Consider the following 23,721-nt stretch of genomic DNA (forward strand, 5'->3'; position numbering starts at 1 on the left):
ATCGCCCCGGCTTTGACTGGGCCAGCCGCTACCTCACGTGTGCACAGACGCGATGTCGGCAAAACACCGACATGCGGCTTTCCACGTTCCAATGAGGGTGACGCCCCTGTTCGGAGGCGAGCCCCAGAAGGGACCCGACCGGCCAAGAAGCCGAAGCGGGCCGTTCACGGTCAGCTCGGCGCCGCCACACCCATCCGCGCGTGGATCGCGTCGCGTTGTTCGTCGGTCAGGCCGAGGCCCGTCGCGAGTTGTCGCATGTATTGAGCCTCTGCGGGATTGTCGATGCGAATTGCCGCCAGCGAGGTGGAGTAGATCTGCTCGCGCCCGACTGTGCCAGCCTCCTGGATCAGGCTCGGCAGATCGACGGGCGCTTGCAGCTCAGCCTTCACGAATTCACGCTCTTCCTCGCTGATGTCGCCGAGTCGGTCGACGATGGCGGCTTGTTCTTCTTCATCGATCTCGCCATCGGCCTTCGCCGCCTGGATCATCGCGCGGATCATCAGCTTGGCCTGCTGCTCCATCGCGTCGCCGACCGGTGTATTGCCGAACATGGCATCCATCATCGCAGCCGACTGCTGGCTGCCGGCCTCGGCCGCACCGCGCATACTGGCCATCAGCCCGCCCAAGCCTGCGGCCCCCGCTTCGGTCGCCCCTGCGGTCGCCTGGCCCATCTGGCCAAACAGACTTTTCACCTGCGCCGAGCCGCCGGGGATGCCGAACTGATCGGCCATGCGGCCGAGCTGGTCGGCTATGTTGCTGTTGCCCGCCCCTTGCATGGCATCCTGCAGACCGGCCATGCCGCCCATCTTCTTGTACTTGTCCATCCCCTTGGCCGCCGCAAAACCGACAGCAACCGCGGCAAGTGCCTTCACAAAGCTCATGGTATTCCCTCCACCCAAGACCTCTCAGAGCCTAGCATCCGTTTGGCGACGTAAGGAAGCCAGAAGCTCAGCGCGGGTTTTGCGCGGCGAATAGGCGCCAAAGGCTGGAGTGGGCCGGGGCAGACGGGGATGACCCGCTGAAAAACCTCAGGTTTCGGCCCCTCCCGGCTTGACCCCAAGAGCGCACTCTCTTAAACGAACGCATCGGCAAGCCCCGGATTCGTCCGGGGCTGCTGTATTTGTCGTGCGCGACATCGAACACCCGGGCACCTACGGGGGCCTTCATACCATAGGCGTCAGATGACGCCGTTAGCAAAACGGAAGACAGACAACATGGCACTCAAGTCGTACAAACCGACGACGCCGGGCCAGCGTGGGCTGGTACTGATCGACCGTTCGGAGCTCTGGAAAGGCCGCCCGGTCAAATCCCTCACCGAAGGGTTGACCAAGAACGGCGGACGGAACAACACCGGACGGATCACGATGCGCCGCAAAGGCGGCGGGGCCAAGCGCCTCTACCGGATCGTCGACTTCAAACGGAACAAGCTCGATGTGTCGGCGACCGTCGAACGCATCGAATACGACCCCAACCGCACCGCCTTTATCGCGCTCGTAAAATATGACGACGGCGAGCAGGCGTATATCCTGGCACCGCAGCGCCTCGCGGTGGGTGACACGGTGATTGCGTCGACCAAGGCCGACATCAAGCCCGGCAACGCGATGCCCTTCTCGGGCATGCCCATCGGGACAATCGTGCACAACATCGAGATGAAGCCCGGCAAGGGCGGTCAGATCGCCCGTGCCGCCGGCACCTACGCGCAATTCGTGGGCCGCGACGGTGGCTACGCTCAGATCCGTCTGAGCTCTGGCGAGCTGCGCCTCGTGCGTCAGGAGTGCATGGCGACGGTTGGTGCTGTGTCGAACCCCGACAACTCGAACCAGAACTACGGTAAAGCGGGCCGCATGCGCCACAAGGGCATCCGCCCCTCTGTGCGTGGTGTCGTGATGAACCCGATCGACCACCCGCATGGTGGTGGTGAAGGCCGGACCTCTGGTGGCCGTCACCCGGTGACCCCCTGGGGCAAGCCGACAAAGGGTGCAAAGACCCGAAACAAGAAAAAAGCGTCCAGCAAGCTCATCCTGCGCTCGCGGCACGCCAAGAAGAAGGGGCGCTAACATATGGCACGCTCTGTTTGGAAAGGTCCTTTTGTCGACAGCTACGTGTTGAAAAAGGCCGAAGCGTCCCGCGAAAGCGGCCGCAACGAAGTGATCAAGATCTGGTCGCGTCGCTCGACAATCCTGCCCCAGTTCGTGGGCCTCACATTCGGCGTCTACAATGGCCACAAGCATATCCCGGTGAATGTCACCGAGGACATGATCGGTCAGAAGTTCGGTGAGTATTCGCCCACGCGGACCTACTACGGTCACGCCGCTGACAAGAAGGCGAAGCGCAAATGAGCAAGGATAAGAACCCCCGCCGGGTGGCGGACAACGAAGCCATGGCAAAGCTGCGCATGCTTCGCACGTCCCCGCAGAAACTGAACCTCGTGGCCGCGATGATCCGGGGCAAGAAGGTGGACAAGGCCCTGACGGACCTGACCTTCTCGAAGAAACGGATCGCACTGGACGTGAAGAAATGCCTTCAGTCAGCAATCGCGAACGCGGAAAACAACCACAACCTTGATGTGGACGAGCTGATCGTCGCAGAGGCCTATGTGGGCAAAAACCTGACCATGAAGCGGGGACGTCCGCGCGCACGTGGCCGGTTCGGCAAGATCATCAAGCCGTTCTCGGAAATCACGATTCTGGTGCGTCAGGTAGAGGAGCAAGCCTAATGGGAAACAAAGTCAATCCGATTGGCATGCGCCTGCAGGTGAACCGCACCTGGGACAGCCGCTGGTACGCCGATACGAAAGAATACGGTGATCTTCTGCTGGAAGACATCGCGATCCGTGAATTCATCAAGGAAGAATGCAAGCAGGCCGGTGTGGCCCGTGTGATCATCGAACGTCCGCACAAGAAGTGCCGCGTGACGATCCATACGGCCCGCCCCGGTGTCATTATCGGCAAGAAAGGCGCGGACATCGAAGGTCTGCGCCAGAAGATCGCCAAGATGACCGACAGCGAGCTGCACCTCAACATCGTTGAAGTGCGCAAGCCCGAGCTGGATGCGGCCCTCGTGGGTGAGAGCATCGCGCAGCAACTTGAGCGTCGGGTGTCGTTCCGCCGCGCCATGAAGCGTGCGGTGCAGAACGCCATGCGCATGGGCGCTCTTGGCATCCGCGTGAACGTCGCGGGCCGTCTGGGCGGGGCCGAGATCGCGCGGACCGAATGGTACCGTGAGGGTCGCGTGCCGCTGCACACACTGCGGGCCGATATCGACTACGCACATGTGGAAGCCACGACCGCCTACGGGATCATCGGGATCAAGACCTGGATCTTCAAAGGCGAGATCATGGAGCACGACCCCTCCGCGCGTGACCGTAAAGCACAGGAACTCCAGGATGGTCCTGCACCGCGTGGTGCCGGCGGCCGTCGCTAAGGGGGAATGACAGATGCTACAACCAAAACGCACGAAATTCCGCAAGCAGTTCAAGGGCTCGATCAAGGGTTTTGCCAAGGGTGGGTCTGACCTGAACTTCGGCACCTATGGTCTCAAGGCGCTTGAGCCCGAGCGGGTCACGGCCCGTCAGATCGAGGCAGCCCGTCGTGCCATGACGCGCCACATGAAACGTCAGGGCCGGGTCTGGATCCGGATCTTCCCAGACGTGCCAGTGACCGCCAAGCCCATCGAAGTTCGGATGGGTAAGGGCAAGGGCTCCGTCGACCGCTGGGCGGCGAAGGTCAAACCCGGTCGCGTGATGTTCGAGATCGACGGCGTGAACGACGACGTCGCCCGCGAAGCGCTGCGCCTCGCGGCGATGAAACTGCCCATCAAGACCCGCGTGGTGGTCCGCGAGGACTGGTAACCCCGGTTGCTTCGGCCCCAATGCGCTGTCCCAGGTGAGCAGCGCGCCTTGTTAGAAAAACATGAGCCCCGGCCGAGCAATCGGCGGGGGTCTTTTCATTGGGCTATCTCCTCTGTCGTCACCGGCCTATCCCAGGCCGGTCTATCTTCCGTGAACTCATGGAAGCCATGCGCCACGCCGGGATCATCATCGAGGCAATGGGCGTTGATCGGAAAGGATGCGTCTGGCGACAAGGGCTCGCCCAAAGCCGTGCCGCATGCACGGCAGAACGACCGGGTGTAGGTGTAGGGCGGTCGCGGCGATATGGTCTTGATATGGTCTGCGCCGCTCAGCAGGCGGAACTGGTCCCGCGTCACGAAGAGAATCGTTGATGAACCCAGCTTTCGGCATCGCGAACAGTGACAGGTCCCCAGCGCAGACGGCCTGCCCTCTATGGCAAAGCGGACGGTTCCGCACGCGCAACTTCCGGTGATGGTCATGAGATGTTCCTCGCGCTCTGATCTGACGGTTCATCCCTAGCCGCCCCCTGCTGACAGCGTGTTGTCACCATCATGTCAGCATGGTTAGTCTCAACGCGAGGAGACCGGCATGAGACGCGGCGACAGGCTTTTTGAGATCATCGAGATCCTCCGGCGCGCGAAAAACCCGATGTCCGGGCAGTCCATTGGCGATGAACTTGGTGTCACAAAGAGGACGGTGTACCGCGATGTCGCGGCGCTGATGGCACAAGGTGTTCCGATCCAAGGCGAAGCTGGCGTCGGCTATGTTCTCGAGGCCGGATTTCACATGCCGCCGCTGATGCTGACGTCTGATGAAATCGAAGCCGCGATCCTCGGTGCGCAGTGGGTTCGCACCCGTGGGGAGCCTGACCTGGCTCTTGCGGCTGAGAAACTGCTCACCAAGATCGAAACCGTGACACCTGCCCGCTTCGAGACATCCTTTGTGGAGCCAGTGGTCAGTGTCGCACCTGTCGCGCAACCCGCCGAAGCGCTGGATGCATCGGAGATCCGGCGGGCCATCCGGCGGCGGGTCAAAATTGCGCTGACCTATCGCGATTCACGTAGTGCGTCAACAAAGCGCGTGATCTGGCCGATCCTTCTGGGCTATCGCGATGAGGGCCGGATTGTAGCAGCCTGGTGCGAGCTGCGGCATGGCTTTCGCTATTTTCGAACGGAACGGATTGTCGCGGGGGAGATCCTGGAAGAGAAAATTCCCCGTCGGATGGACCTGCTCAGGACAGAATGGCAGGCGGCGATGGAAGATGAGCGGCTGCGCTACGGGCGGGCAGGCAGGACCGAGTAGCCCTCCACCTGCGCCCGTTGCGCGATCACCGTTGCCACCGGGCCAGTCAGAGGCACCGAGACAACCCGCGAGCTGCCCTGCGCCTCGATCAATGCCGTCACACCGCGCACCGACAGAAACCTACCCGTTCCGCGGAGTTGTAGCGTGCGGCTTATGATCCAGTCCATCACCCCGCGCGGTGGCTGATCTGCACAGAACGCGAGGCAGAGTAACCCCCCCGGGCGCAGGACCCGAAACATCTCGGCGATCGCTAGCGTCAAATCGGTCGATGTTTCAAGCGCCCAGGCGCAGGTCAGAACGTCAAAAGTATGATCCTCGAACGGCATCGCTTCAAGCCGCCCCAGAACCTTGTCGCTCGGGATGTCGGTGCAGCGTTGCAGCATTGCCTCGGAGGGGTCCAGCAACGTGAGGCGGTTTGGCGCAAATCCCTCGGCAACAAGTCTCCGTGCGAAGGCACCGGTGCCACAGCCTGCATCCAGCAACCGGGCGTCAGGTGCTGCGAAGGCTCGAACCGCGGCCTCCAGCGCGGCCTGCGCCTCGCCCCCGGCATGCCGCAGCCAGCGTCTGTGCAGCCTGTCATAGGATGACGCAAGCCGATCATAGAGCGGTACGAGGTCTGGAGGTTTGTAATCGACGAGGGTCATCGCGAAACAGCCTTCGGCGCCGAAGCGGCCGCTTGTGCGGTGACATCTTCGCGCCATTGCCAGACAGTCCATATGATGGCGCCCACCGCGACCAGTTGCAGGCCAAAGTGATACATGTCGTCAAGATCGACCGGCTGCGGCGGGACCATCGTGACGGTGGTGAGCGCTGCGGCGCAGTAGGTCAGCGGCCTGAGGGACCGACGCTGCACGAGGTGCGACAGCGGCACCATGCCGATCGGGACCGAGACGACGATCCCACCGAACAGCATCAGCTCTTCGGTGATCGGAACACCGTTGAATTCGCCGGTCATCAGGCGAGCGATGACGCCCGGCATGACGAATTGGTGGAGGTCCTTGAAGATGATGTTCAAGAGGATGAACAGCCAGAGGACGGAGAGCTTGGTGTGCGGATCGATCTTGCGCATGGGGCGGTCTTTCGAAAGCAAGAGGGGCGGGCGCCACGTTGCGCGCCGCGTTCGGGAGGTCGGTGAAACGGGTGGCTTGCGGCAATCTTTGGAGATCAATCGCGGCGACGCGCGACAATGAAGGGAGTGATCCGGCCGCTGCCAAACTGGGTGCAGCTGTCGATCTCGAACCTGGCGTCGTCCAAGGCGCCGAGCAGGTCATCCTTTGTCAGAGACCTGACCTTCGGCGCTACACCGACAGCGGTCAGGGCGCGAACCAGGCCACGAATGGCGATGTTGCCCTCGCCGAGGCAAACGGTCTTTGACAGGAAGAACCCTCCGGGACGCAGCTGATCGTGAACCGCACGAAGGACAACAGGCAGATCGTCCACCAGGTGAAGCAGGCTAAAGGCCAATACGACGTCAAAGGGCCTTTCGCCAGCGACGCGTGACGCGTCTGCCACGGCGAAACGAAGATTGCTCACAGGGGCGGAGCTGTTTTTCTCTTCGGCAATGCGGATCATGGCAGGCGACACATCCGTCGCCGTATAGGCCGCGACGTACGGCGCGAGTTTGATCGCGGTCGTTCCGGTCCCGCAACCCAGTTCCAGAACGATATCGGTGGGCTTCACCAACTCCCGAACCGTTTCAAGCTTTTCCGCGTAGGCCGTTGGGTCCTTAACGGGTTTCTTCGCGTACTTCGGGGCAATTCTGTCCCAGAAAGAGGCCGGGTGGTTTTGTGGCAATGTGGTGTGCATGGTGCGCCTCGTTGTGTTGTGGCGTACTTAGCTGTGTGTCTTTGGTTGGATAATTGCCCAAATCTCTACATCAGCTATACGTGCATGCATGAACTGGGCCGCAATATCCTTTGACTGGAATCAGGTTCGTGCCTTCTTGGCCACGGCTGAGGAAGGCTCGTTCAGCGGTGCGGCACGGGCGCTGAAGACCACACAGCCAACGATTGGGCGCCAGATCTCGGAACTGGAGGAGAGACTTGGCGTCACGCTTTTCGAACGCAGCGTGCGCGGGCCGACTCTGACTGAAGCGGGGCGCGACTTGCTCGATCATGTGCGTGTGATGGGAGAGGCGGCAACACGCATATCCATGTCGGCGACGGCGCATTCGGAGGATATCTCTGGTCTTGTGACGGTTACAGCAACCGACCTGCTGTCCGCTCAAACACTGCCGGGCCTGCTCGCGCCTTTGCGCGACAGCAATCCAGGTGTCCGCGTCAACATTGTTGCGTCCAATGACCTGCAAAACCTCATTCAGCGGGAGGCCGACATCGCCATCCGCCATGTCCGCCCCGAACAGCCAGATCTGATCGCACGGCACGTGGGCGATTTCCACGCGGGTCTCTATGCCTCGAAAGCCTACCTGGACCGGGCGGGGCGGCCGCGCACCCCACGGGACGTCGCAGACCATGACTTTGTCGGCAACCCGGATCCGACCCGCCTGATCGCACCAATGCACAATCTCGGCATTCCACTGCGGCCCGAAAACTTCGTGATGTCGAGCGAGAGCGGCGTTGTCGTTTGGCAGCTCTTGCGCGCGGACCTCGGCCTCTCCGTGCTTCCCGACGCGCTGTGCGATCCAGACCCTTCCCTAGAGCGTGTCTTGCCAGAGCTTCCGCCCTTTCAGTTCCCGATCTGGCTTGTGACCCATCGGGAACTCCAGACCAGCAAACGCATCAGGGTCGTCTTTGATCTTCTGGTCCGGGGCTTCCGCGAGATGGGTAATCTCAAGCGTGACTGAACGCGCGACGCCGCGTGCCCGACATACTGTTTCGCACCGATCTTGCGCCTCCGGGCATCGCAGCTGTGCATCTCGGATTTACGCAGCTCAAGGCGAGATGTCGCGTTTCTCATGTGATGATAGGAGGTGTGTACAGCGGAGGACTGTGCCTCATCTTATCTGCGGAATGATCCTAAAGGCCCCGCAGCGTGCGGATAAAGCCTTCGTTCGTCTTCAGATCCTGTTGCCCGACGACCGCGAAATCGGTTTCAGGGTCGACAGGACCGTCCGGCCATTCGATCTGCCCAAGTTCATGGGTCGGAGGGATTGAGACATCGAACCGGGCGAAGTTGACCCTGGCGTTTCGATCCTGCCGTGCATCGATTGGTTCGGTACTGGGAAGGCGGCTCGTAGTGACATAGATCTTTTGAACGCTGGCAGATGGGATCGGGTCTGAAAAGGCCACGCGATCCGGCGGCACCGAGCATGCCGCGCAGAACAGGCAGACGAGGGCAAGCATCCGATTCAGCATGGTTCAGCCTGTCTCAAGACAAGTCGCCGGATGCAACAAACCGCGCGCCGGACGTGCCTGATCGCTGCCGGACACCTAGGCCTTCTGTTCCCGTTCGTCGTCGCTCACACGGAAAAAGATCGCATAAAGCGTCGGCACGATGATCAGGGTCAGGACCGTAGCAAAGCTGAGACCGCAGATGATCACCACCGCGAGCGACTTGAAGAACGGGTCCCACAACAGCGGCACGACGCCCAGCACGGTTGTCAGCACGCCCAGTGACACAGGCCGCACACGGCTGACCGCCGCATCCACCACGGCGGACATGCGCGCCTTGCCGTCGGCGATCTGGCTGTCGGTCTCATCAATCAGAACAATCGCGTTTTTGATCAGCATCCCCGTCAGCGACAGGATGCCGAGGATGGCCATGAACTCCAGTGGCGTCTGCGTGCCTGCGAGGCCGTAGATCACCCCGATCAGCGCCAGTGGCACCGCCAGCCAGATGATGATCGTCTGTCGCCAAGCGTTGAAGAGGAACAGCACCACGATGAACATCGCACCAAAGCCAAGGGGCATGGTCGAGGCCAGACCGGCATTGGCCTCCTGGCTGTTGCCATACTCGCCCTTCCACTCAAAGCCATACCCAGGCGGCAGGTCGATTGCCTCGATGGGCTCGCGTATGTCTTCGAAGAGATCGCCGGACAGGATGCCGGGCGCGTTGTCCGACTGGGCGGTGATCGCAAGTTCCCGATCTATCCGGCGCAGGTTGCCCGCCTCGAACACGATGTCGAAGCGGTTGACCACCTGGCCGATCGGAACATAGCTTCCTGTTGCATTGCTGAAGATCTGAACATCGCGGAGCGCGCCAACGTCGTTGCGCGCCTCCTCGACGGGCCGCATGACGATGTTCAGCAGGTCGTCCTCTTCCCGGTAGACGCCCAGGGTGGTGCCGGTCAGATGGCCGTAGATGGCGTTGGAGATCTCGCCCTGCGTCAGCCCCAGGCGCCGAGCACTCTCGGTATCGATCACGGGGCGGACGACCTGGATTTGTTCCTTCCAGTCGTCTTTGACCGCGACCGCGCCTGCGTCCGACATGATCCTCTTGGCCTGTTCTGCCAGAGCCCGCAAGACGGCCGGATCCGGACCGAAGAACCGTGCTTCGATCTTCGAGCCGCCGCCTGGCCCAAGGACGAAGGTCCAGACCTTGGGGTTGGCTTCCGGGTAGGTCTCGTCGAGATACCCCTGGAGATGGGTGCGCAGACCGTCGATGTCTTCGTAGTCGGCGACATCGACGAGTATCTGACCATAGGCGGGATTGCTGTTCTCTGACTCGTAGATCAGCATGAACCGCAGATGACCGCTCCCGACCACGGTATTGGTGCCAGTCACGCCGTCCAGTCCGCGGGTGTAGTCGGCGATCTCCAGAATGTCGGCTTGGGTGCGGGTGATGTCCGTCCCTTCCGGCAGGAAGTAGTCGATGACGAATTGTGCGCGTGTCGAGTTTGGAAAGAACCCCGGCGGCACTTGGCTGAACATCGCGACCGCAGAGGCGAAGAGCGCCACCACACCGCCCACCGTCAGCCAGCGGATCTTGATCGCGTGCGCCAGAAGGCGGCGATAGCCGGTCAGAATGGAATTCTCCTTTGGCGCTGTGTCCGCCTTGTCCTTCTGCAAGAGCAACACGCAGTAGTACGGCGTCAGCCAGATCGCGACGAGCCAGGAGAACAGCAAAGCGATGGCAATCGTCCAGAACAGCGAGCCCGCGTATTCGCCCGTATTGTCCGGTGAAAACCCGATGGGCGAGAAGGCGAGGATGCCGACCACAGTGCCGCCCAATAGCGGCCAGATGGTCTGTTTGACCACGGCGCGCGAGGCTGGGCCCGCCTCTTCGCCGCGCTGCACCCGGACAAGCGTGCCTTCGACAACCACGATGGCGTTGTCCACGAGCATGCCCAGGGCTATGATCAACGCCCCCAGCGAGATCCGCTGCATGTCGAGGCCGTAGAGGTACATCCCGAACAGCGTGCCTGCGACCGTCACCAACAGGATCCCGCCCATCAGGATGCCGGACCGCAGCCCCATGAACACCAGAAGCGTGCCAACCACGATGGCCAGGGCGAGCGCGACATTGACCACGAAGTCGTCGACCGAGGCCTTGACGCTCGCGCCCTGGTCCGAGATCGGCAGGATGTTGATCCCGATTGGTCTTTCGCTCTCCAGCTCTGCGATGCGCTCTCTCACGGCATTGGCCATATTGACAACGTTCCCGCCCAATTGGTTCGAGATGCCGATGCCGACAGCGGGCTGGCCATCGCGATAGAGCAAAGTGCGCGCCGGCTCTTCCAACCCGCGCGACACAGTCGCGATGTCACCGAGGCGGAAGGACGTGCCCATTTGGGTATTAGTGATCAGCAGGTTCTCGATGGCCTCGACGGAGCCCACAGCGGCTTCGGGGCGCACCGACAGCCGCGCCATACCGGCGACAACGGAGCCCGCCGGCGTGACGAGGTTCTGTCCTTCAAGGAGTTGCCCGATCTGCGCTGGTGCCAGACCGAGCTCCGTCAGCCGAGCGGGGGAGTATTCGACATAGATGACCTCGTTCTGGACACCCGTGAGAACGACCTTCGAGACACCCTCCACGGTGACCAGCTCTCGCTGCAGGTCCTTGGCATACTGGTAGAGATCGGACAGCGAAAAGCCTTCTCCGACAATCGCGTAGTACTGCGCATAGACGTCGCCGAAGTCGTCATAGACCTGGCTTTCCAGCGCGTTCGGCGGCAGTTGCGATTGGGCGTCCGAGATCTTCGCACGCATCTGCGAGAACTTCTGATCAAGCTCCGGATAGTCCGGTGTGGAGGCAATGGTGAATTCGACCGTGACCGTGCTGATGCCCGGCGACGACACGGAGCGGACCCCGTCGATGCCCCGCAGCTGCTGAAGTGCGTTTTCGACGACTTCGGTCACTTCCTCCGCGACTTCTTCGGCGGAGGCGCCAGGATAGGGCGTGATGATCTGTGCCTGACGGATAACGAATTCAGGGTCTTCGAAGCGCGGCAGCGCCGTATAGGCGAAATACCCTGCCACAAGAATGAGCAGTGTCGAGACGGCCGAAATCAACCGCTTCTCGAGAGCGAACCGGGCAAGATCCATGGGCTCAGTTCCCGACTGCGGTGACCGGACGGATCGTCATGCCGTCGATGAGTTCACTGACACCGGCAGACACAATCATCGCGCCGTCCGACAGACCTTCGCTCACGACGACTTCTGCTCCGCTTGCTTCGCCGAGCGTCACGGGCTGCGCCGCGACCTGGCCGTCCTCATCGACGAGCCACACGAACGGCGCACCGTCGGGCGTCGAGGCGATGGCGGAGAGCGGCGCGCTGATCTGCGCATCGGCGCCCGCTGTCGATGAAATCACCCGCGCCACCATCCCGGGCAGGATGACAGACCCTTCCGGCACCGTGACGGCAACCCGGCCGCGGTAGGTCTGGGTCGCGCTGTCGGCCTGAACCGAAAACTCGACCAGTTCGGCATCGAACCGCTGCCCGGGCAGAGCATCGAAAACCGCTATGTTCCTGATCTGATCGGGGCCGTTGCGGGCCAATTCCGATACATCCGGACCAGGAATGTCGAACGCGAGATGGACAACATCGAGACCCTGCAAGAGAACGATGGATTGGCCGGCCTGCACGTTCGTGAAGTTCTCGATGTCGCGTCGCGCGACGATCCCATCGAACGGCGCCGTCAAAGTCGCGTCAGCCAGTGCGTCGCGCGCGATCTTGATCTGGGCATCGATGCCTTCGAGCCCGGCTTCGGCTGCGGCGATGTCCTCGGGGCGGCCGCCGACCTGCCCAATGCGCAGCTGTTCCTGCTGAGCGCGAAGATTGGCCTCGGCCACGCGAAACTGGGCCTGCGATTCCTCGACTTGGGCGCGTGTCGACACACCCCTGTTCAGCAGCTCTTCGGCCCGTGTGAGCGCTTCGCGGGTCTGATCGACCTGCGCTTGGGCGGAGGCCACAGCGGCTTCCAGCGCCACGATCTCTTCTGCGCGGGCGCCTGTTCTCAACGCGTCAAGTTGGGCCTGTGCCTGGGCGCGTTGGCTTTGCAACTGGCGAAGCTGGTTCTCGAAATCGCGTGGATCGATCTGCGCGATCACATCACCCGCTTCAACCTCTGACGCCGCCCGGACCGGGAGCTGCACCACTTGACCGGAGACCTTGAAGGACAATTCGATCTCCTGTGACGGCAATACGGTTGCCGGGTAGCTGCGCGATACCGTCTCTTCGGTCGCCTGTACCACTGTGACTTTCGCCGGGCGCGGCACCGCATCCTGGGCCGAAGCTGCTGCCACAAAACTGATGCAGACCGCAGCCGCTATTCCCAAGATGTCGTATATGCGCATGACTGCCGCTCCCGTCGTCGGTGTTTTCCAGCATGTTGTTGCACATGAGCGCCGCTCTCGGAAACACCTTCCTGTGAGCGGCCCACATGGCCGGTCCCAAGCGGGGAAATGGCCGGAGTCTGAAGGTCGCCCGATCTGGGCATTATAAAATCTTTCCAAGGGTTTAGAAGGAAGCGGCTTATTGGCGAAGGGTTGCTTCGCGAGTGCGGTGGATCGCCGCCGTTGTGTCGCGCCGCAGCGTGCCCCGCAACCGCTGCGCTGAAGCGGCGGCGTCGCCAAGTATCCGGTTATTGCGCAGGTTCGGGGCTGCCCCGCCGCATGCGTGCCCAGAAGAACAGGGCTGCTGCGATGGCGGCACCGATCAGATCCGTCAGAAGGCTGCCTTCGATCATGCAGAGCGCCGCAGTAAGCAGGACGACCCGGATCAGCACCCCGGCGGTCCGCCCGGCCCACCAGCCTTGCACACCCGACGACAACAAGAAGACCCCGAGGATTGCCGTCACGGCCGCCTGAAGGATTTGCAGCCAGGTGCCCTCCATCAGGATGGCGGAGTGATAGAAGAACATGAAAGGCACGATGAAGGCAGCAATGCCCACCTTGAAGGAGGTGACCGACGTTGCCATCGGGTTCGCGCCGGAGATGCCCGCCGCCGCATAGCTAGCAAGGGCAACCGGTGGCGTGATGGCGGAGACGACCGCGAAGTAGAAGACAAAGAAATGCGCGGTCAGCGCCGGTATCCCAAGCTGTACCAGACCCGGCGCGACGACAGAGGCCGCCACCGCATAGGCCGCGGTCGTTGGCATGCCCATCCCGAGCAGGATGGCGATGCACATGGCAAAGAAGAGCGCCAGAAGCTGGTTCGCATCCGCGATGCTCAGCAAGACGGAGGAGAAGCGCGCGCCGACGCCGGTCAGCGAGATGACGCCCACGATGATGCCCGCGCAGGCGCAGACGGCAATGATCTGGATCGACATCGTCCCGGCCAGCTCAAACGCTTTCGCGATGGAACGGGGGCCCATGCGGAAGGGGGTCAGCCAGGAGACGATTGCGGCGGCGGCGGTCGCGAGCGTGCCAGCGCGGATCACCGAGTAGCCCATGAAGAGGGCCCCGATGAGGATCAAGATGGGCAGGAACAGGAAGGCTTTGCGCGCCATGTCCGCGAGCTTTGGCAACTCGTCGTCGCGCATTCCGCGCATGCCCAGCTTTGCCGCTTCGAAGTCGACCATGAAATAGACCGACACGAAGTAGAGCACCGCGGGGATGATCGCGGCGATGGCGATATCGGTGTAGGGGATCCCGGTGATCTCGGCCATGATGAAGGCACCCGCGCCCATGATCGGCGGCATGATCTGCCCGCCGGTGGACGCTGCCGCTTCGACAGCCCCGGCCGTCTTGGAGTGGTAGCCCACGCGCTTCATCAGCGGAATGGTGAGCGATCCGGTGGCGACCACATTGCCCGCACTGGTCCCGTTGATCATGCCCATGAGGCCGGAGGCGAAGATCGCCACTTTGGCGGGACCCCCCCGGGCGCGGCCTGCCGCGGCGAAAGCAAAGTTCACGAAGTACTCGCCCACCTTCGAGGCCTGAAGGAAGGCCGCGAAGATGATGAAAAGGATGATGTAGGTCGAGGACACCGCTGTGGTCGGCCCGAGGATCCCCGCGTCCGTATAGACCTGGCTGAAGAAGCGCGCCCATTCGATGTTCGGCGCGTTCAGAAAGCCCGGCAGCAGGTCGCCCACAAAGACATAGACCAGGAAGATCCCGGCGATAACCACCAGTGCGAGCCCTGCGACCCGGCGGGTGAGCTCCATAATCAGCGCTGTTCCAGCCACAGCTGCGAGGCTGATGCCGATGGGGGCAAACGGCGTGCCGGTGGCATTGCGCATCAGCGTGCCGTAGATCGTGATCAGATAGCTCGCCACTGCAACCGCGCAGATCGACAGCAGGATATCGGCCGGAACAACCGCGGCGCGGTCGCGGGGTCGCATCCAGCCGACAACGATCCCGATCGCAGTCGCCACCACGAGTGGAACGCCGTATTGCCAGATTTCGGCAGACCGGATCCCGGGATCGACCCCGTTCCACTGTGTTCCACCTGCGATGTCAGACGCGAAACGCACGGCCGTGACAAGAGCAAAGAGCGCGGGTAACATCGCCGCCCAGGCCAGCCAGTCCAAGGGATGACGGCCCGGCCCATCGCGAAACGGACGCGCGCTGTAGAGAAGAAACCCCAGGATCAGCGCACCGGCGATGTGCACGATGCGGAAGTTCCAGGTTTCCATCGGGAAGACCGGCAGTCCCGGTATGTCGACACCGGTCCAGTCGCGGATCGACCACCCGTTCAGAACCGCCATGTGGAAGATCGCGTAGAGCCCGGCAAATATCGCAACAGCGAGTTTCAACGTGCCGGAAAAAACGCTGCGATTCTTCTCGACGAGCTCTTCGTCGACGACCGCTGTATCGAGGGGAGAGGCGCTTTGAGGATCGGATGTCATAGGCAGGGCCGCCGCATCTTGTAAGGGACTTCGGAAAGACGCCAAACGGCGTGCAAAAAGGGCTCCGCAGGGTCTGCGGAGCCCGTTCGATCAGCCGCCGTGGATCTGATCAGCGGGAATGTCGGCGCCCGCATTCTCGATGAACCAGCGCGCCGCACCGGGGTGCCAGGCGATGACGCCGTTGTTCTTGTCCCAGTTCTCCGGAATGGTGGAGCGGGCCGCGCGGTGTATGTTCACCATCCGCTCGTTGTCGGACATGATGATATCGACCACCGCATGCACGAAGCTTTCGGGCAGGTCACAGTTCGCGATGGCGAAGTTCCACATCGAGACCGACCGCGCATCCTCGGTCAGAGTGGTGTAGGTGTCGGCCGCAATGTCGAACTGCGCGACGGGGAACGCCTCCATGATGGTGGCCTGTTCCTCCTCGGTGAACTCGATGATGTTCACATCGGTCTGGACCTCAAGCTGGCTGACCGCCGGCACCGGAACACCCGCCGCAAAGGCGATCACGTCGATCAGCCCGTCCTGCAGCTGTCCGCCGAGGTCAGACCAGGAGCCGTTGCGGCGGTCGAAGTTGACGCCCAGCGTTTCCATCATCCGCGGAAAATAGGTATCGGAGGTGGAACCTGCCGGGCCGAACCCGATCCGCGCGCCATCCGGGATCTCCGAGATCGAGGTGATCCCCGACGACGACAGCGCCGTGACCGAGAACGGCGTCTGGTACATTGGGAACATCGCGCAGGCATTGGTCATTTGCAGGCCGGGCGCAATCGGGCTTTCGCCGCGGATCGCTTCGGCCGCCGGACCCATGGTGGTCATGCCGAATTGCGTATCGCCGGTATGGACCAGTGCCATGTTCTGACCCGGGCCGCCCGTCACCTCGCCGCCACCGGTCAGGCCGAGCTCTTCCGCGACCAGGTTGGCCCAGCCCGAGCCGTAGGCGAAGTAGGTGCCGCCCTGGGATGCGGTGGCGACAGTGAAGCTGTCAGGCCAGCCGGTGCGGTCTTCTTCGGCAAAGGCTGCGGTCGAGATAAGCAAACTCGCAAGCGCGAAAGCTGAGTATTTCATTCATTTTCCTCCAATGTTGGTACCGACCTTGCCCGATCGGGTGTTTTCAACAAAGTGTGAATTGTGCGGACAGGCCGCAATCTCAAGTCAAAAACCGAGTGTTGACGCCGAATTTACCCCCAATTCGTCCACAAGTTGTCGGCCCGTGACATTAGAGTGTGCTGTCGCCAAACCGCAAGGCCGAAGTGACAGCTTTTGCGTCATTTCCCGGTGGCCTGCCACCGGGTGTACGGAGCTTGCCGAACCGCCAGTTTGGTGGGCTACAGTCGGCCAGCCTTTGCCGATGCTGGCCGATGCGCCTCACCTCGCGCACTTCCTGCTTGATGACTGTTATTTTATAAAATAACAAAATCACGGGAGAAGGCGGAGGCACCCCATGCGCAAGCAGGCCGCGACACGTCAGTCGGACATTCTGTCGGTCTTGACCGCATCTGAGACGCCGATGACCGCGTATCAGATCCTCGAGGAACTGCAGCGGGACGAGCCCGAGATCGCGCCGCCGACGGTCTATCGCGCACTGGCCGCGCTGACAGAGCAAGGTCGCGCGCACCGGTTGGAATCGCTCAAGTCCTTTGTCCCGTGCCGCTGCGATCATGCACAAAGCATGGCGCTGCTGACGATCTGTGAAAGCTGCGGTGTCGTCGAAGAACATGACGGTGGCCCGCTGCTGCCCGAGCTGACGGCGCTGATTGCAGCGACGAACTTCAAACCCGCCCGCCATATCTTCGAACTCCGCGGTCAATGCGGAAACTGTGCCGCGTGACGCGGCGACATACATTGCCTTGGAAAGGTCTGACATGAAACACGGTTTTCCTCTCTTTCTGGTTCTTCTTGCAAGCCCCGCACTCGCTGACGAGACGCGTCAACTCGGTGCGCACGAACATGGCGTTGGCCAGCTCAACATGGCGATGGAGGGAACGACGCTGGCGCTGGAGCTTCATGCGCCGGGCGCCGACATCGTCGGGTTCGAATACGCCGCCAAGACCGCGGAAGAACGCGCGGCGATCGATGCTGCCGTCGCCACGCTGGCGCGCCCGCTCGATCTTTTCGTCGTTCCCGCGACGGCAGAGTGCACGGTGGTCGAAGCTAGCGCGAAGCTGCAGGGGGCTGACACTCACGACGACCACGACCACGGTCACAGCCACGATGACCACGCCCATGCAGAGCATGACCACGATGCGGCCGAAGCCGAGCATGCGGAATTCCATGCGGCTTACGTGCTGAACTGCGCCAATCCCGACGCGCTGTCGGAGATCGGCTTTGCCTATTTCGAGACGTTCGAGAACGCGCGCAAACTGGAGGTTCAGATCGTATCGGAGACAGGCGCACAGGCGGCGGAGGTGACCCGGTCCGCGCCAGAGTTGAACCTGCGCGGCATGTTCTGACGGTGACGGGGTCCGGGCCGATGTTGCGGCTGCACGAGGTGCGTTTCAGATGGGCCGGGCGGTCAGGGTTTTCGGTGTCGGTGCCCGACTTGCAGGTGATGCCGGGCGAGACGGTTCTGCTGCTGGGGGAAAGCGGCTCGGGGAAGTCGACGCTTCTGTCGCTGATCTGTGGCACGGTTCTTGCGGATTCGGGCCGTGTCGAGGTGTACGGACAGGATATCGCGGCCCTCTCCGGCGGCGCGCATGATCGGTTTCGCGCTGAACGGATCGGAATGATCTTCCAGCAGTTCAACCTGCTGCCCTTCGGTTCGGTCCTGGACAACATCCTGCTGCCGATCCGGTTTGCGCCCGAGCGTCGCGCGCGGGCCGGTGATGCGCGGGCGGAAGCGGTTGAGTTGTGTCACGCGCTGGGGCTTCCGGCCGGGATTACATCGGCCAAAGCCGCCACGCTCAGCGTCGGGCAGCAGCAGCGGGTCGCCGTGGCGCGGGCGCTCATCGGGCGTCCGCCCATCGTGATCGCGGATGAGCCGACCTCCGCGCTTGATGCGGGCACGCAAACGGCCTTTCTCGATCTGCTCTTCGCGCAGGTTCGGGGGCACGGGACGACCTTGTTGATGGTCAGTCACGATCCGCGGCTGGCGGACCGTTTCGATCGCGTCTTGCACATGCAGGACATCGCCCAGATCGCGCGGCAGGCGGCGTGATCCTGCGGCTTGCCATCGGCTCGCTCGGCGCGCGGGCTCTGACGGTCGGCATGACCGTGCTCGCAATCGCGCTGTCGGTGGTGCTGTTTCTGGGGGTCGAGAAGGTGCGCACCGGCGCAAAGGCCAGTTTCGCCGACACGATCTCGGGCACGGATCTCATCGTGGGTGCCCGCTCGGGCTCGGTTCAACTGCTGCTCTACTCGGTGTTCCGCATCGGGAATGCGACGAACAACATCACTTGGCAGAGTTATGAGGCCATCGCGGCGCAGCCGCAGGTGGATTGGATCGTACCGATCTCGCTGGGTGACAGCCACCGGCAATTCCGGGTCATGGGCACCAGCGATGCGTTTTTCGACCGCTACAAGTATCGCGGCGGGCGCAGCCTGGCCATGGCCGACGGCGCGCGCATGGCCGATCTCTTCGATGCGGTCATCGGTGCCGATGTGGCGGCAACGCTCGGCTATCGGCTGGGCGACCCGATTGTCGTTGCGCATGGCATCGCCTCCTTCACCGAGCACAAGGACCAACCCTTTCGCATCTCAGGCATTCTGGAGAAGACCGGTACGCCGGTCGACCGGACCGTGATCGTCAGCATGGAGGCGATCGAGGCGATCCACGTGGATTGGCGCAATGGGGCGCAGGTACCGGGGCAGGCGACACCGGTGGAGACGATCCGGCAGATGGATCTGACACCGAAGGCGGTGACCGCGGCGCTGGTCGGCGTCAGCAGCCCGCTCCAGACCTTCGCGCTTCAGCGTGCGATCAACGAATTTCCGCAGGAGCCCCTGCTGGCGGTCTTGCCCGGCGTCGCATTGCAGGAACTCTGGGCCATTGTCGGTGTGGCCGAAACCGCATTGCTCGCTGTTTCAGCCATGGTGGTGGTCACCGCGTTGATCGGGATGATGGCCACGATCTTCTCCAGTCTGAACGAACGGCGGCGCGAAATGGCCATTCTGCGCGCGATGGGCGCGCGGCCGCGCACCATCGTGGGGCTGCTGGTGCTGGAAGCGGCGCTGACCGCGGCGGTGGGCGCCATGCTCGGGCTTGGCCTGCTTTACGGTGTCCTGAGTCTTACGCAGCCGATTGTCGACAGCGCCTTTGGTCTCTGGCTGCCCATCGAGCCGCCGTCGCTGCGCGAAGTCCTGGTCCTGGTCGGAGTGGTGGCTGCTGGCGCAATTGTGAGCCTCGTGCCGGCGCTGCGGGCCTATCGCCTGTCGCTGGCCGATGGTATGATGGTGCGGACATGACCCGATTGACCCGCAGAAATCTCATCGCCGCCGGCCTGGCGGGTGCGACCTGGCCCGCCACCGCCCTGGCGACAGCGCCGCGCGCCGTTGCGTGGGACGATCTGATCCCGCCTGGCGTGCCCTATGCCGAGATCATCGGCGAAGGCGAGATGGACGTGGTCAACGACACCTGGAACCCGATCTATGACGCCAATGCCACCAAGCTGAACGCGGCGCTCGACGGGGCCTACATCCGGATGCCGGGCTACATCATCCCGATGGAGGTCAGCGCGAATGGGGTGTCGGAGTTCATTCTTGTGCCCTACGTTGGCGCCTGCATTCACGTGCCGCCGCCACCGCCCAACCAACTCGTCTTCGTGACAACCGAGATCCCGTGGCCCGGCAATCAGCTTTGGGAAGCCGTTTGGGTCACCGGGACGATGCGCACGCAGCTGCAATCGACGGATCTCGCCGACATCGGCTATGCGCTCACGGCAGCGGAGATCGAACTCTACGAGTGGTGATTGGAGCCGCCGCGCAAGCGGTTCGGCGAGAGTGTGCGCAGATGCAACAGCCTGTCTTTTCACCAAGATGAACATTCGGTGAAAGCACCGTTAAGGCGTTATGAAATTACCATTAAAATCAATATCTTGATTGATTGGGAGCGTCACCGGTCTCATCTTTGGTGCAGCGCCGTGGCTCCCCTGCGAGAGGGCTGCGGCCGCTTTTTATCACGTGCGGTTCCCATGTCGCCGAACTTGAGAGGAGTTCCACATGAAATACTTCAAATGCTTAAAATCAGATATCGACCCAGCGCCGTTTCTGGAGGAAATCGGCAGCATCTCTGACGCCTGGGATCTGTCGACCGGTCGGCAGGACAAGATCGCCGTTCAGCGTGAGGCCAAGGCGATCCCGCTGAGGGGTCTGCGGAAATCGGCGATCCGCGGGCGCGCGCGCCGAGACGTGCACGAAAGCCGCTGGACGACCGGCTCGGCGCAGTATCCCGTCGCGCGGGCGTTCCTGGAAAGCTTTGCAAAGGAGCAGGCCAGCATCCTCGGGCGTGCCAAGATCGTCTGCCTGCCGGCAGGCAAGCGGGTCTACCCGCATATCGACCGTGGCGAGTACTACCGCGTGCGCAACCGCTATCACCTCGTTCTTACCTCGACCCACGGCTCCTGGATGAAGGCCGGTGACGAAGAGGTGCGCATGCAGCAGGGCGAGCTGTGGTGGTTCGACAACGACCAGATGCATGAAGCCAACAACGACGGGGATCAGGACCGCGTCCATATGATCTTCGACATGCTGCCGTCACACCTCGCCGAGGATGTTCTGGGCAGCGCCGCCTGACGGTCAGGCAAAAAAGGGAGTGCCACCCATGTGTATTCGATCCAACACCATGCTCAGATATCCGCAGGCCTACCGGCTGGTCTATCGGCCGCCGACCGGCCCGTCAGGTCTGGCGTGCTGGCTGGCGCTTCCTCAGGTCATCGCGCCGGATGCAACCCCGCTTGTGGCGGTGCATGGCATCCGGCGCGGCGCCGATCTGCAGGCGACGCTCTTTGCGCGCCGCGCTGCGGTGCAGGGCCGGCCCGTGATCGCACCGATCTTCGACAAGGAGAACTGGTTGGGCTATCAGCAGGCGGTTCTCTGCGGGCGGGCTGACCTCGCGCTTCTCGACCTCCTGCTCCGGCTGCGGCGAGAGGGCGTGGTCCGGACCGAACAGATCGCGCTTTTCGGCTTCTCTGGTGGTGCTCAGTTCGCGCATCGCTTTGCCCTGCTGCACCCTGAGCGGGTGGCGCGGCTGAGCATTGCGTCTCCCGGCTGGTATACCTTCCCCGATGCGGAATCCTACCTCTACGGCCTGTGGCCGCGGCCGGATCACGCGGACGAGTGGAGCTATCGGATGGTGGCCGGGCTCGACCGGTTTCTCGCGATCCCAATGCGGGTGACGGTTGGCGAAAAGGACTGCGCGCGCGACAAGAACACCCGCAGTGGACCGGCCATTGATGCGCAGCAAGGCTTGCATCGCCGCGCGCGGGCCGCTCGCTGGACCCGGGCGGTGCGGCAGGCCGCCGAAGAGCTGAAGGTTCGTCCCGATATCGAGCTGCACGTGCTGCCAAACTGCGGTCACGATTTCGAAACCTGTGTGCGGCGCGGCGGCCTCGACCGGATCGTCCTCCCAGAGGTGCCAGAGCCCGCCGCTTGCACCGGAACCTGTTCCCCAGCCGAACGCCGGGCTTGCGCGCATCAGCAAGGCCGACTGGAGGTGGTGTCATGAGCGCGCTTCCCAGGATTCTCGGCGGCGGTCGAGGTCGCAGCGTTGCGCTGCTGGTTGTGCTTGCCCTGGGGCAGGCCGCGGCCACAGGGCTTGCCGCCTTCGCCACCCGCGATGTCTTTGCCGCCTTTCGCGCGCCTGCTGCCGCGTTGCCATGGCTGGCGCTCTGCGCCCTGGCAGCAACCGGCCTCATCATTGGCGCGCTGCGCTTCTACGAACGGCTGACCGCCGAGAAAGTGGGGCAGCACTTTGCCGCGGCCCTGCGCATGAAACTCTTCAAGCATATGGCGCGGGTCTCGGCGCGTGATCTTGCGGCGCGGCGCAACGGGGCGCTGGCATTGCGGTTCGTGGGCGACCTCACGGCCGTGCGCGCCTGGGTCAGCCTGGGTCTCGCACGGCTGATCTCGGCGCTGATCGTGCTGCCGATTGCCACCGGTGTGTTGTTTTACATGAACCCCGAGATCGGCCTCGCAGTGGCGGTGCCGGTTGCGGCAGGGCTCGTGCTCTCGGCCCTCCTCGGGCCGCGGCTTGGTCCCGCGCACCGGCGGTTGCGGTCGCGCCGCGCCCGTTTGGCCGCTGACATGAGCGAGCGGATCCCGCACGCGCCGGAGCTGCGCCTTCTGGGTCGAATGCAGATCGAAACCCGCAGGCTTCAAACCCGGACAGAGAAGCTCGTCGATGCTGCCCTGATCCGTGCGCGCGGTGCTGCACTATTGCGGGCGATCCCCGATGTGATCTCGGGCATAGCGGCCACCTGTGTGTTCGGCGTGGCGCTCTGGCGCGATTTGCCGGCCGCGGAGGCGGCAGGGGCGCTGGCGGCAGTGGGTCTGATGCTGCAACCGATGCGCGCGCTCGCCGGGGTTTGGGACCGTCATCGCGCCTGGCGGATCGCGCGCGAGAAGTGTCTCAACCTGCTGATGGTGCCGAAGCTCGAGATCGAGCGGGATGAGGACGTGACCTTGCCGCCGGCCCTGCCCAACCTGATCTTCGCAGATGTTTCTGCAGGCGCGCTCACCGATATGACGGCAACAGCGCTCCCCGGTCAGCGGATCGGGATCATCGGTGGGAACGGGGCCGGCAAATCCACGCTGCTGAGCCTCGCGGCAGGACTCGAACACCCGGAGGCCGGTCAGGTTTTGATGGGTGATCTTTCACCCGCAGCCCTCAGCCCGCGGGAGCGACGCGAGACGATTGCGCTCATCGGTGCGCGGTCGCCGGTGCTGAAGGGATCGCTGCGCCGCGCGCTGACGATGGGCGTGCAGGGACGGCCCAGCGATGCGCAAATTCTCGAACTGGCGGACGACTTCGGCCTGAGCAAGGTTGTTCGCCGCCTCGGTGGCCTCGACGGAACTGTTGCCGAAGCCGGGCGGAACCTTTCGGCGGGCGAGTTGCGCCGGGTGCTGCTGACCCGCGCCGCGCTGTCCAAGCCGCGGCTGTTGCTGATGGATGAACCTGATGATGCGCTCGACCAGGATGGTCCAGCGCTGGTGCAGAAGCTGATCGAAGACTGCGATGCGACCACCTTGCTGATCACCCACAACATGCGGATCGCGCGGATGATGGATGTGCTGTGGCGTGTCGAGGACGGTCGCATCGTCGAGACCGGTGCCCCGGACGATCTGCTGGTCGACACGGATCTGACCTAGCTGATGCGGGCACCAGCGCGTCTCGGGGTAGGCTCCCATCCCCGAGACGCGCTTTTGTTTGCGTGTAAGAAT

At 62.9% G+C, this 23,721-nt stretch carries 25 protein-coding genes; 15 read left to right on the forward strand and 10 right to left on the reverse strand.

What is annotated here, in order from left to right:
- Positions 1 to 170: 170 nt before the first annotated feature.
- Positions 171 to 881 carry a tellurite resistance TerB family protein gene (locus MUB52_RS07575; protein WP_263843602.1) on the reverse strand — a complete coding sequence of 237 codons (711 nt, stop codon included), beginning with the start codon at positions 879 to 881 and terminating at the stop codon, positions 171 to 173.
- A 333-nt stretch (positions 882 to 1,214) separates the two neighbouring features.
- Between MUB52_RS07575 and rplB the strand changes: the two genes are divergently transcribed.
- Genes rplB through rplP form a run of 5 tightly spaced genes read left to right on the forward strand, consistent with a single transcriptional unit; the run spans position 1,215 to position 3,850 of the window.
- Positions 1,215 to 2,057 carry a 50S ribosomal protein L2 gene (gene rplB, locus MUB52_RS07580; RefSeq protein ID WP_263843603.1) on the forward strand — a complete coding sequence of 281 codons (843 nt, stop codon included), beginning with the start codon at positions 1,215 to 1,217 and terminating at the stop codon, positions 2,055 to 2,057.
- A gap of 3 nt (positions 2,058 to 2,060) precedes the next feature.
- On the forward strand, positions 2,061 to 2,339 hold the full coding sequence (gene rpsS, locus MUB52_RS07585; RefSeq protein WP_263843604.1) for a 30S ribosomal protein S19: 279 nt from the start codon (positions 2,061 to 2,063) through the stop codon (positions 2,337 to 2,339).
- The gene (rplV, locus tag MUB52_RS07590; RefSeq protein ID WP_263843605.1) at positions 2,336 to 2,716 is read left to right on the forward strand and encodes a 50S ribosomal protein L22; all 381 of its coding nucleotides are present in this window, start codon (positions 2,336 to 2,338) and stop codon (positions 2,714 to 2,716) included. The genes rpsS and rplV overlap by 4 nt, the downstream gene beginning before the upstream one ends.
- A complete protein-coding gene (rpsC, locus tag MUB52_RS07595) occupies positions 2,716 to 3,423 on the forward strand; it encodes a 30S ribosomal protein S3 (RefSeq protein ID WP_263843606.1) in 708 nt (235 codons plus the stop codon). Before rplV ends, rpsC begins: the two co-directional genes overlap by 1 nt.
- A 13-nt stretch (positions 3,424 to 3,436) precedes the next feature.
- Positions 3,437 to 3,850 (forward strand): 50S ribosomal protein L16, encoded by a 414-nt coding sequence (rplP, locus tag MUB52_RS07600; protein WP_263843607.1) that lies wholly within the window; start codon positions 3,437 to 3,439, stop codon positions 3,848 to 3,850.
- A gap of 95 nt (positions 3,851 to 3,945) precedes the next feature.
- Here the strand turns inward: rplP and MUB52_RS07605 are convergent, their stop codons facing one another.
- The gene (locus tag MUB52_RS07605; protein ID WP_263843608.1) at positions 3,946 to 4,329 is read right to left on the reverse strand and encodes a GFA family protein; all 384 of its coding nucleotides are present in this window, start codon (positions 4,327 to 4,329) and stop codon (positions 3,946 to 3,948) included.
- A gap of 109 nt (positions 4,330 to 4,438) precedes the next feature.
- On the opposite strand from MUB52_RS07605, the gene MUB52_RS07610 reads away from it, so the two are divergent.
- Entirely contained in the window at positions 4,439 to 5,152 is a 714-nt protein-coding gene (locus tag MUB52_RS07610; protein WP_263843609.1) for a helix-turn-helix transcriptional regulator, read from the forward strand.
- Here MUB52_RS07610 and MUB52_RS07615 read toward each other — a convergent pair.
- The 3 genes from MUB52_RS07615 to MUB52_RS07625 form a co-directional block, all read right to left on the reverse strand.
- The gene (locus MUB52_RS07615) at positions 5,125 to 5,796 is read right to left on the reverse strand and encodes a methyltransferase domain-containing protein (protein ID WP_263843610.1); all 672 of its coding nucleotides are present in this window, start codon (positions 5,794 to 5,796) and stop codon (positions 5,125 to 5,127) included. The genes MUB52_RS07610 and MUB52_RS07615 overlap by 28 nt on opposite strands.
- Positions 5,793 to 6,221: a DUF6326 family protein gene (locus tag MUB52_RS07620; protein ID WP_263843611.1), complete on the reverse strand. Its 429-nt coding sequence runs from the start codon at positions 6,219 to 6,221 to the stop codon at positions 5,793 to 5,795. The genes MUB52_RS07615 and MUB52_RS07620 overlap by 4 nt, the downstream gene beginning before the upstream one ends.
- Positions 6,222 to 6,316: 95 nt before the next feature.
- Positions 6,317 to 6,958 carry a class I SAM-dependent methyltransferase gene (locus MUB52_RS07625; protein WP_263843612.1) on the reverse strand — a complete coding sequence of 214 codons (642 nt, stop codon included), beginning with the start codon at positions 6,956 to 6,958 and terminating at the stop codon, positions 6,317 to 6,319.
- 88 nt (positions 6,959 to 7,046) lie between these two features.
- Here MUB52_RS07625 and MUB52_RS07630 point away from each other — a divergent pair, with 88 nt between their 5' ends.
- Entirely contained in the window at positions 7,047 to 7,955 is a 909-nt protein-coding gene (locus MUB52_RS07630) for a LysR family transcriptional regulator (RefSeq protein WP_263843613.1), read from the forward strand.
- A 172-nt stretch (positions 7,956 to 8,127) separates the two neighbouring features.
- Here the strand turns inward: MUB52_RS07630 and MUB52_RS07635 are convergent, their stop codons facing one another.
- The 5 genes from MUB52_RS07635 to MUB52_RS07655 form a co-directional block, all read right to left on the reverse strand.
- Positions 8,128 to 8,466, reverse strand: coding sequence for a hypothetical protein (locus MUB52_RS07635; RefSeq protein ID WP_263843614.1), 339 nt, complete (start codon positions 8,464 to 8,466; stop codon positions 8,128 to 8,130).
- A gap of 75 nt (positions 8,467 to 8,541) precedes the next feature.
- Positions 8,542 to 11,595, reverse strand: a complete 3,054-nt coding sequence (locus MUB52_RS07640; protein ID WP_263843615.1) for an efflux RND transporter permease subunit — start codon at positions 11,593 to 11,595, stop codon at positions 8,542 to 8,544.
- Between the two features lie 4 nt (positions 11,596 to 11,599).
- The gene (locus tag MUB52_RS07645; protein ID WP_263843616.1) at positions 11,600 to 12,847 is read right to left on the reverse strand and encodes an efflux RND transporter periplasmic adaptor subunit; all 1,248 of its coding nucleotides are present in this window, start codon (positions 12,845 to 12,847) and stop codon (positions 11,600 to 11,602) included.
- 287 nt (positions 12,848 to 13,134) lie between these two features.
- On the reverse strand, positions 13,135 to 15,342 hold the full coding sequence (locus tag MUB52_RS07650; RefSeq protein WP_263843617.1) for a TRAP transporter permease: 2,208 nt from the start codon (positions 15,340 to 15,342) through the stop codon (positions 13,135 to 13,137).
- Between the two features lie 90 nt (positions 15,343 to 15,432).
- Positions 15,433 to 16,413, reverse strand: a complete 981-nt coding sequence (locus tag MUB52_RS07655; protein ID WP_263843618.1) for a TAXI family TRAP transporter solute-binding subunit — start codon at positions 16,411 to 16,413, stop codon at positions 15,433 to 15,435.
- Between the two features lie 376 nt (positions 16,414 to 16,789).
- Between MUB52_RS07655 and MUB52_RS07660 the strand changes: the two genes are divergently transcribed.
- The 8 genes from MUB52_RS07660 (at position 16,790) to MUB52_RS07695 (ending at position 23,649) form a co-directional block, all read left to right on the forward strand.
- On the forward strand, positions 16,790 to 17,176 hold the full coding sequence (locus tag MUB52_RS07660; protein ID WP_263843619.1) for a Fur family transcriptional regulator: 387 nt from the start codon (positions 16,790 to 16,792) through the stop codon (positions 17,174 to 17,176).
- A gap of 34 nt (positions 17,177 to 17,210) precedes the next feature.
- Positions 17,211 to 17,798, forward strand: a complete 588-nt coding sequence (gene zrgA / locus MUB52_RS07665; protein ID WP_263843620.1) for a zinc uptake protein ZrgA — start codon at positions 17,211 to 17,213, stop codon at positions 17,796 to 17,798.
- A gap of 20 nt (positions 17,799 to 17,818) precedes the next feature.
- Positions 17,819 to 18,502 (forward strand): ABC transporter ATP-binding protein, encoded by a 684-nt coding sequence (locus tag MUB52_RS07670; protein ID WP_263843621.1) that lies wholly within the window; start codon positions 17,819 to 17,821, stop codon positions 18,500 to 18,502.
- Entirely contained in the window at positions 18,499 to 19,749 is a 1,251-nt protein-coding gene (locus tag MUB52_RS07675) for an ABC transporter permease (RefSeq protein ID WP_263843622.1), read from the forward strand. The genes MUB52_RS07670 and MUB52_RS07675 overlap by 4 nt, the downstream gene beginning before the upstream one ends.
- Positions 19,746 to 20,252, forward strand: coding sequence for a DUF3299 domain-containing protein (locus MUB52_RS07680; protein ID WP_263843623.1), 507 nt, complete (start codon positions 19,746 to 19,748; stop codon positions 20,250 to 20,252). The genes MUB52_RS07675 and MUB52_RS07680 overlap by 4 nt, the downstream gene beginning before the upstream one ends.
- A 250-nt stretch (positions 20,253 to 20,502) precedes the next feature.
- Positions 20,503 to 21,075, forward strand: coding sequence for an aspartyl/asparaginyl beta-hydroxylase domain-containing protein (locus MUB52_RS07685; RefSeq protein ID WP_263843624.1), 573 nt, complete (start codon positions 20,503 to 20,505; stop codon positions 21,073 to 21,075).
- A gap of 28 nt (positions 21,076 to 21,103) precedes the next feature.
- On the forward strand, positions 21,104 to 22,006 hold the full coding sequence (locus MUB52_RS07690) for an alpha/beta fold hydrolase (protein WP_263843625.1): 903 nt from the start codon (positions 21,104 to 21,106) through the stop codon (positions 22,004 to 22,006).
- Entirely contained in the window at positions 22,003 to 23,649 is a 1,647-nt protein-coding gene (locus tag MUB52_RS07695) for an ATP-binding cassette domain-containing protein (protein ID WP_263843626.1), read from the forward strand. Before MUB52_RS07690 ends, MUB52_RS07695 begins: the two co-directional genes overlap by 4 nt.
- Positions 23,650 to 23,721 lie beyond the last annotated feature (72 nt).

Source organism: Roseobacter sinensis, from assembly GCF_025755255.1.
GTDB lineage: Bacteria > Pseudomonadota > Alphaproteobacteria > Rhodobacterales > Rhodobacteraceae > Roseobacter > Roseobacter sinensis.

Bases quoted from the DNA above. Each gene is read 5' to 3' on its own strand.
- MUB52_RS07575 (WP_263843602.1), bottom strand. From the start codon at position 881: ATGAGCTTTGTGAAGGCACTTGCCGCGGTTGCTGTCGGTTTTGCGGCG.
- rplB (WP_263843603.1), top strand. From the start codon at position 1,215: ATGGCACTCAAGTCGTACAAACCGACGACGCCGGGCCAGCGTGGGCTG.
- rpsS (WP_263843604.1), top strand. From the start codon at position 2,061: ATGGCACGCTCTGTTTGGAAAGGTCCTTTTGTCGACAGCTACGTGTTG.
- rplV (WP_263843605.1), top strand. From the start codon at position 2,336: ATGAGCAAGGATAAGAACCCCCGCCGGGTGGCGGACAACGAAGCCATG.
- rpsC (WP_263843606.1), top strand. From the start codon at position 2,716: ATGGGAAACAAAGTCAATCCGATTGGCATGCGCCTGCAGGTGAACCGC.
- rplP (WP_263843607.1), top strand. From the start codon at position 3,437: ATGCTACAACCAAAACGCACGAAATTCCGCAAGCAGTTCAAGGGCTCG.
- MUB52_RS07605 (WP_263843608.1), bottom strand. From the start codon at position 4,329: ATGACCATCACCGGAAGTTGCGCGTGCGGAACCGTCCGCTTTGCCATA.
- MUB52_RS07610 (WP_263843609.1), top strand. From the start codon at position 4,439: ATGAGACGCGGCGACAGGCTTTTTGAGATCATCGAGATCCTCCGGCGC.
- MUB52_RS07615 (WP_263843610.1), bottom strand. From the start codon at position 5,796: ATGACCCTCGTCGATTACAAACCTCCAGACCTCGTACCGCTCTATGAT.
- MUB52_RS07620 (WP_263843611.1), bottom strand. From the start codon at position 6,221: ATGCGCAAGATCGATCCGCACACCAAGCTCTCCGTCCTCTGGCTGTTC.
- MUB52_RS07625 (WP_263843612.1), bottom strand. From the start codon at position 6,958: ATGCACACCACATTGCCACAAAACCACCCGGCCTCTTTCTGGGACAGA.
- MUB52_RS07630 (WP_263843613.1), top strand. From the start codon at position 7,047: ATGAACTGGGCCGCAATATCCTTTGACTGGAATCAGGTTCGTGCCTTC.
- MUB52_RS07635 (WP_263843614.1), bottom strand. From the start codon at position 8,466: ATGCTGAATCGGATGCTTGCCCTCGTCTGCCTGTTCTGCGCGGCATGC.
- MUB52_RS07640 (WP_263843615.1), bottom strand. From the start codon at position 11,595: ATGGATCTTGCCCGGTTCGCTCTCGAGAAGCGGTTGATTTCGGCCGTC.
- MUB52_RS07645 (WP_263843616.1), bottom strand. From the start codon at position 12,847: ATGCGCATATACGACATCTTGGGAATAGCGGCTGCGGTCTGCATCAGT.
- MUB52_RS07650 (WP_263843617.1), bottom strand. From the start codon at position 15,342: ATGACATCCGATCCTCAAAGCGCCTCTCCCCTCGATACAGCGGTCGTC.
- MUB52_RS07655 (WP_263843618.1), bottom strand. From the start codon at position 16,413: ATGAAATACTCAGCTTTCGCGCTTGCGAGTTTGCTTATCTCGACCGCA.
- MUB52_RS07660 (WP_263843619.1), top strand. From the start codon at position 16,790: ATGCGCAAGCAGGCCGCGACACGTCAGTCGGACATTCTGTCGGTCTTG.
- zrgA (WP_263843620.1), top strand. From the start codon at position 17,211: ATGAAACACGGTTTTCCTCTCTTTCTGGTTCTTCTTGCAAGCCCCGCA.
- MUB52_RS07670 (WP_263843621.1), top strand. From the start codon at position 17,819: ATGTTGCGGCTGCACGAGGTGCGTTTCAGATGGGCCGGGCGGTCAGGG.
- MUB52_RS07680 (WP_263843623.1), top strand. From the start codon at position 19,746: ATGACCCGATTGACCCGCAGAAATCTCATCGCCGCCGGCCTGGCGGGT.
- MUB52_RS07685 (WP_263843624.1), top strand. From the start codon at position 20,503: ATGAAATACTTCAAATGCTTAAAATCAGATATCGACCCAGCGCCGTTT.
- MUB52_RS07690 (WP_263843625.1), top strand. From the start codon at position 21,104: ATGTGTATTCGATCCAACACCATGCTCAGATATCCGCAGGCCTACCGG.
- MUB52_RS07695 (WP_263843626.1), top strand. From the start codon at position 22,003: ATGAGCGCGCTTCCCAGGATTCTCGGCGGCGGTCGAGGTCGCAGCGTT.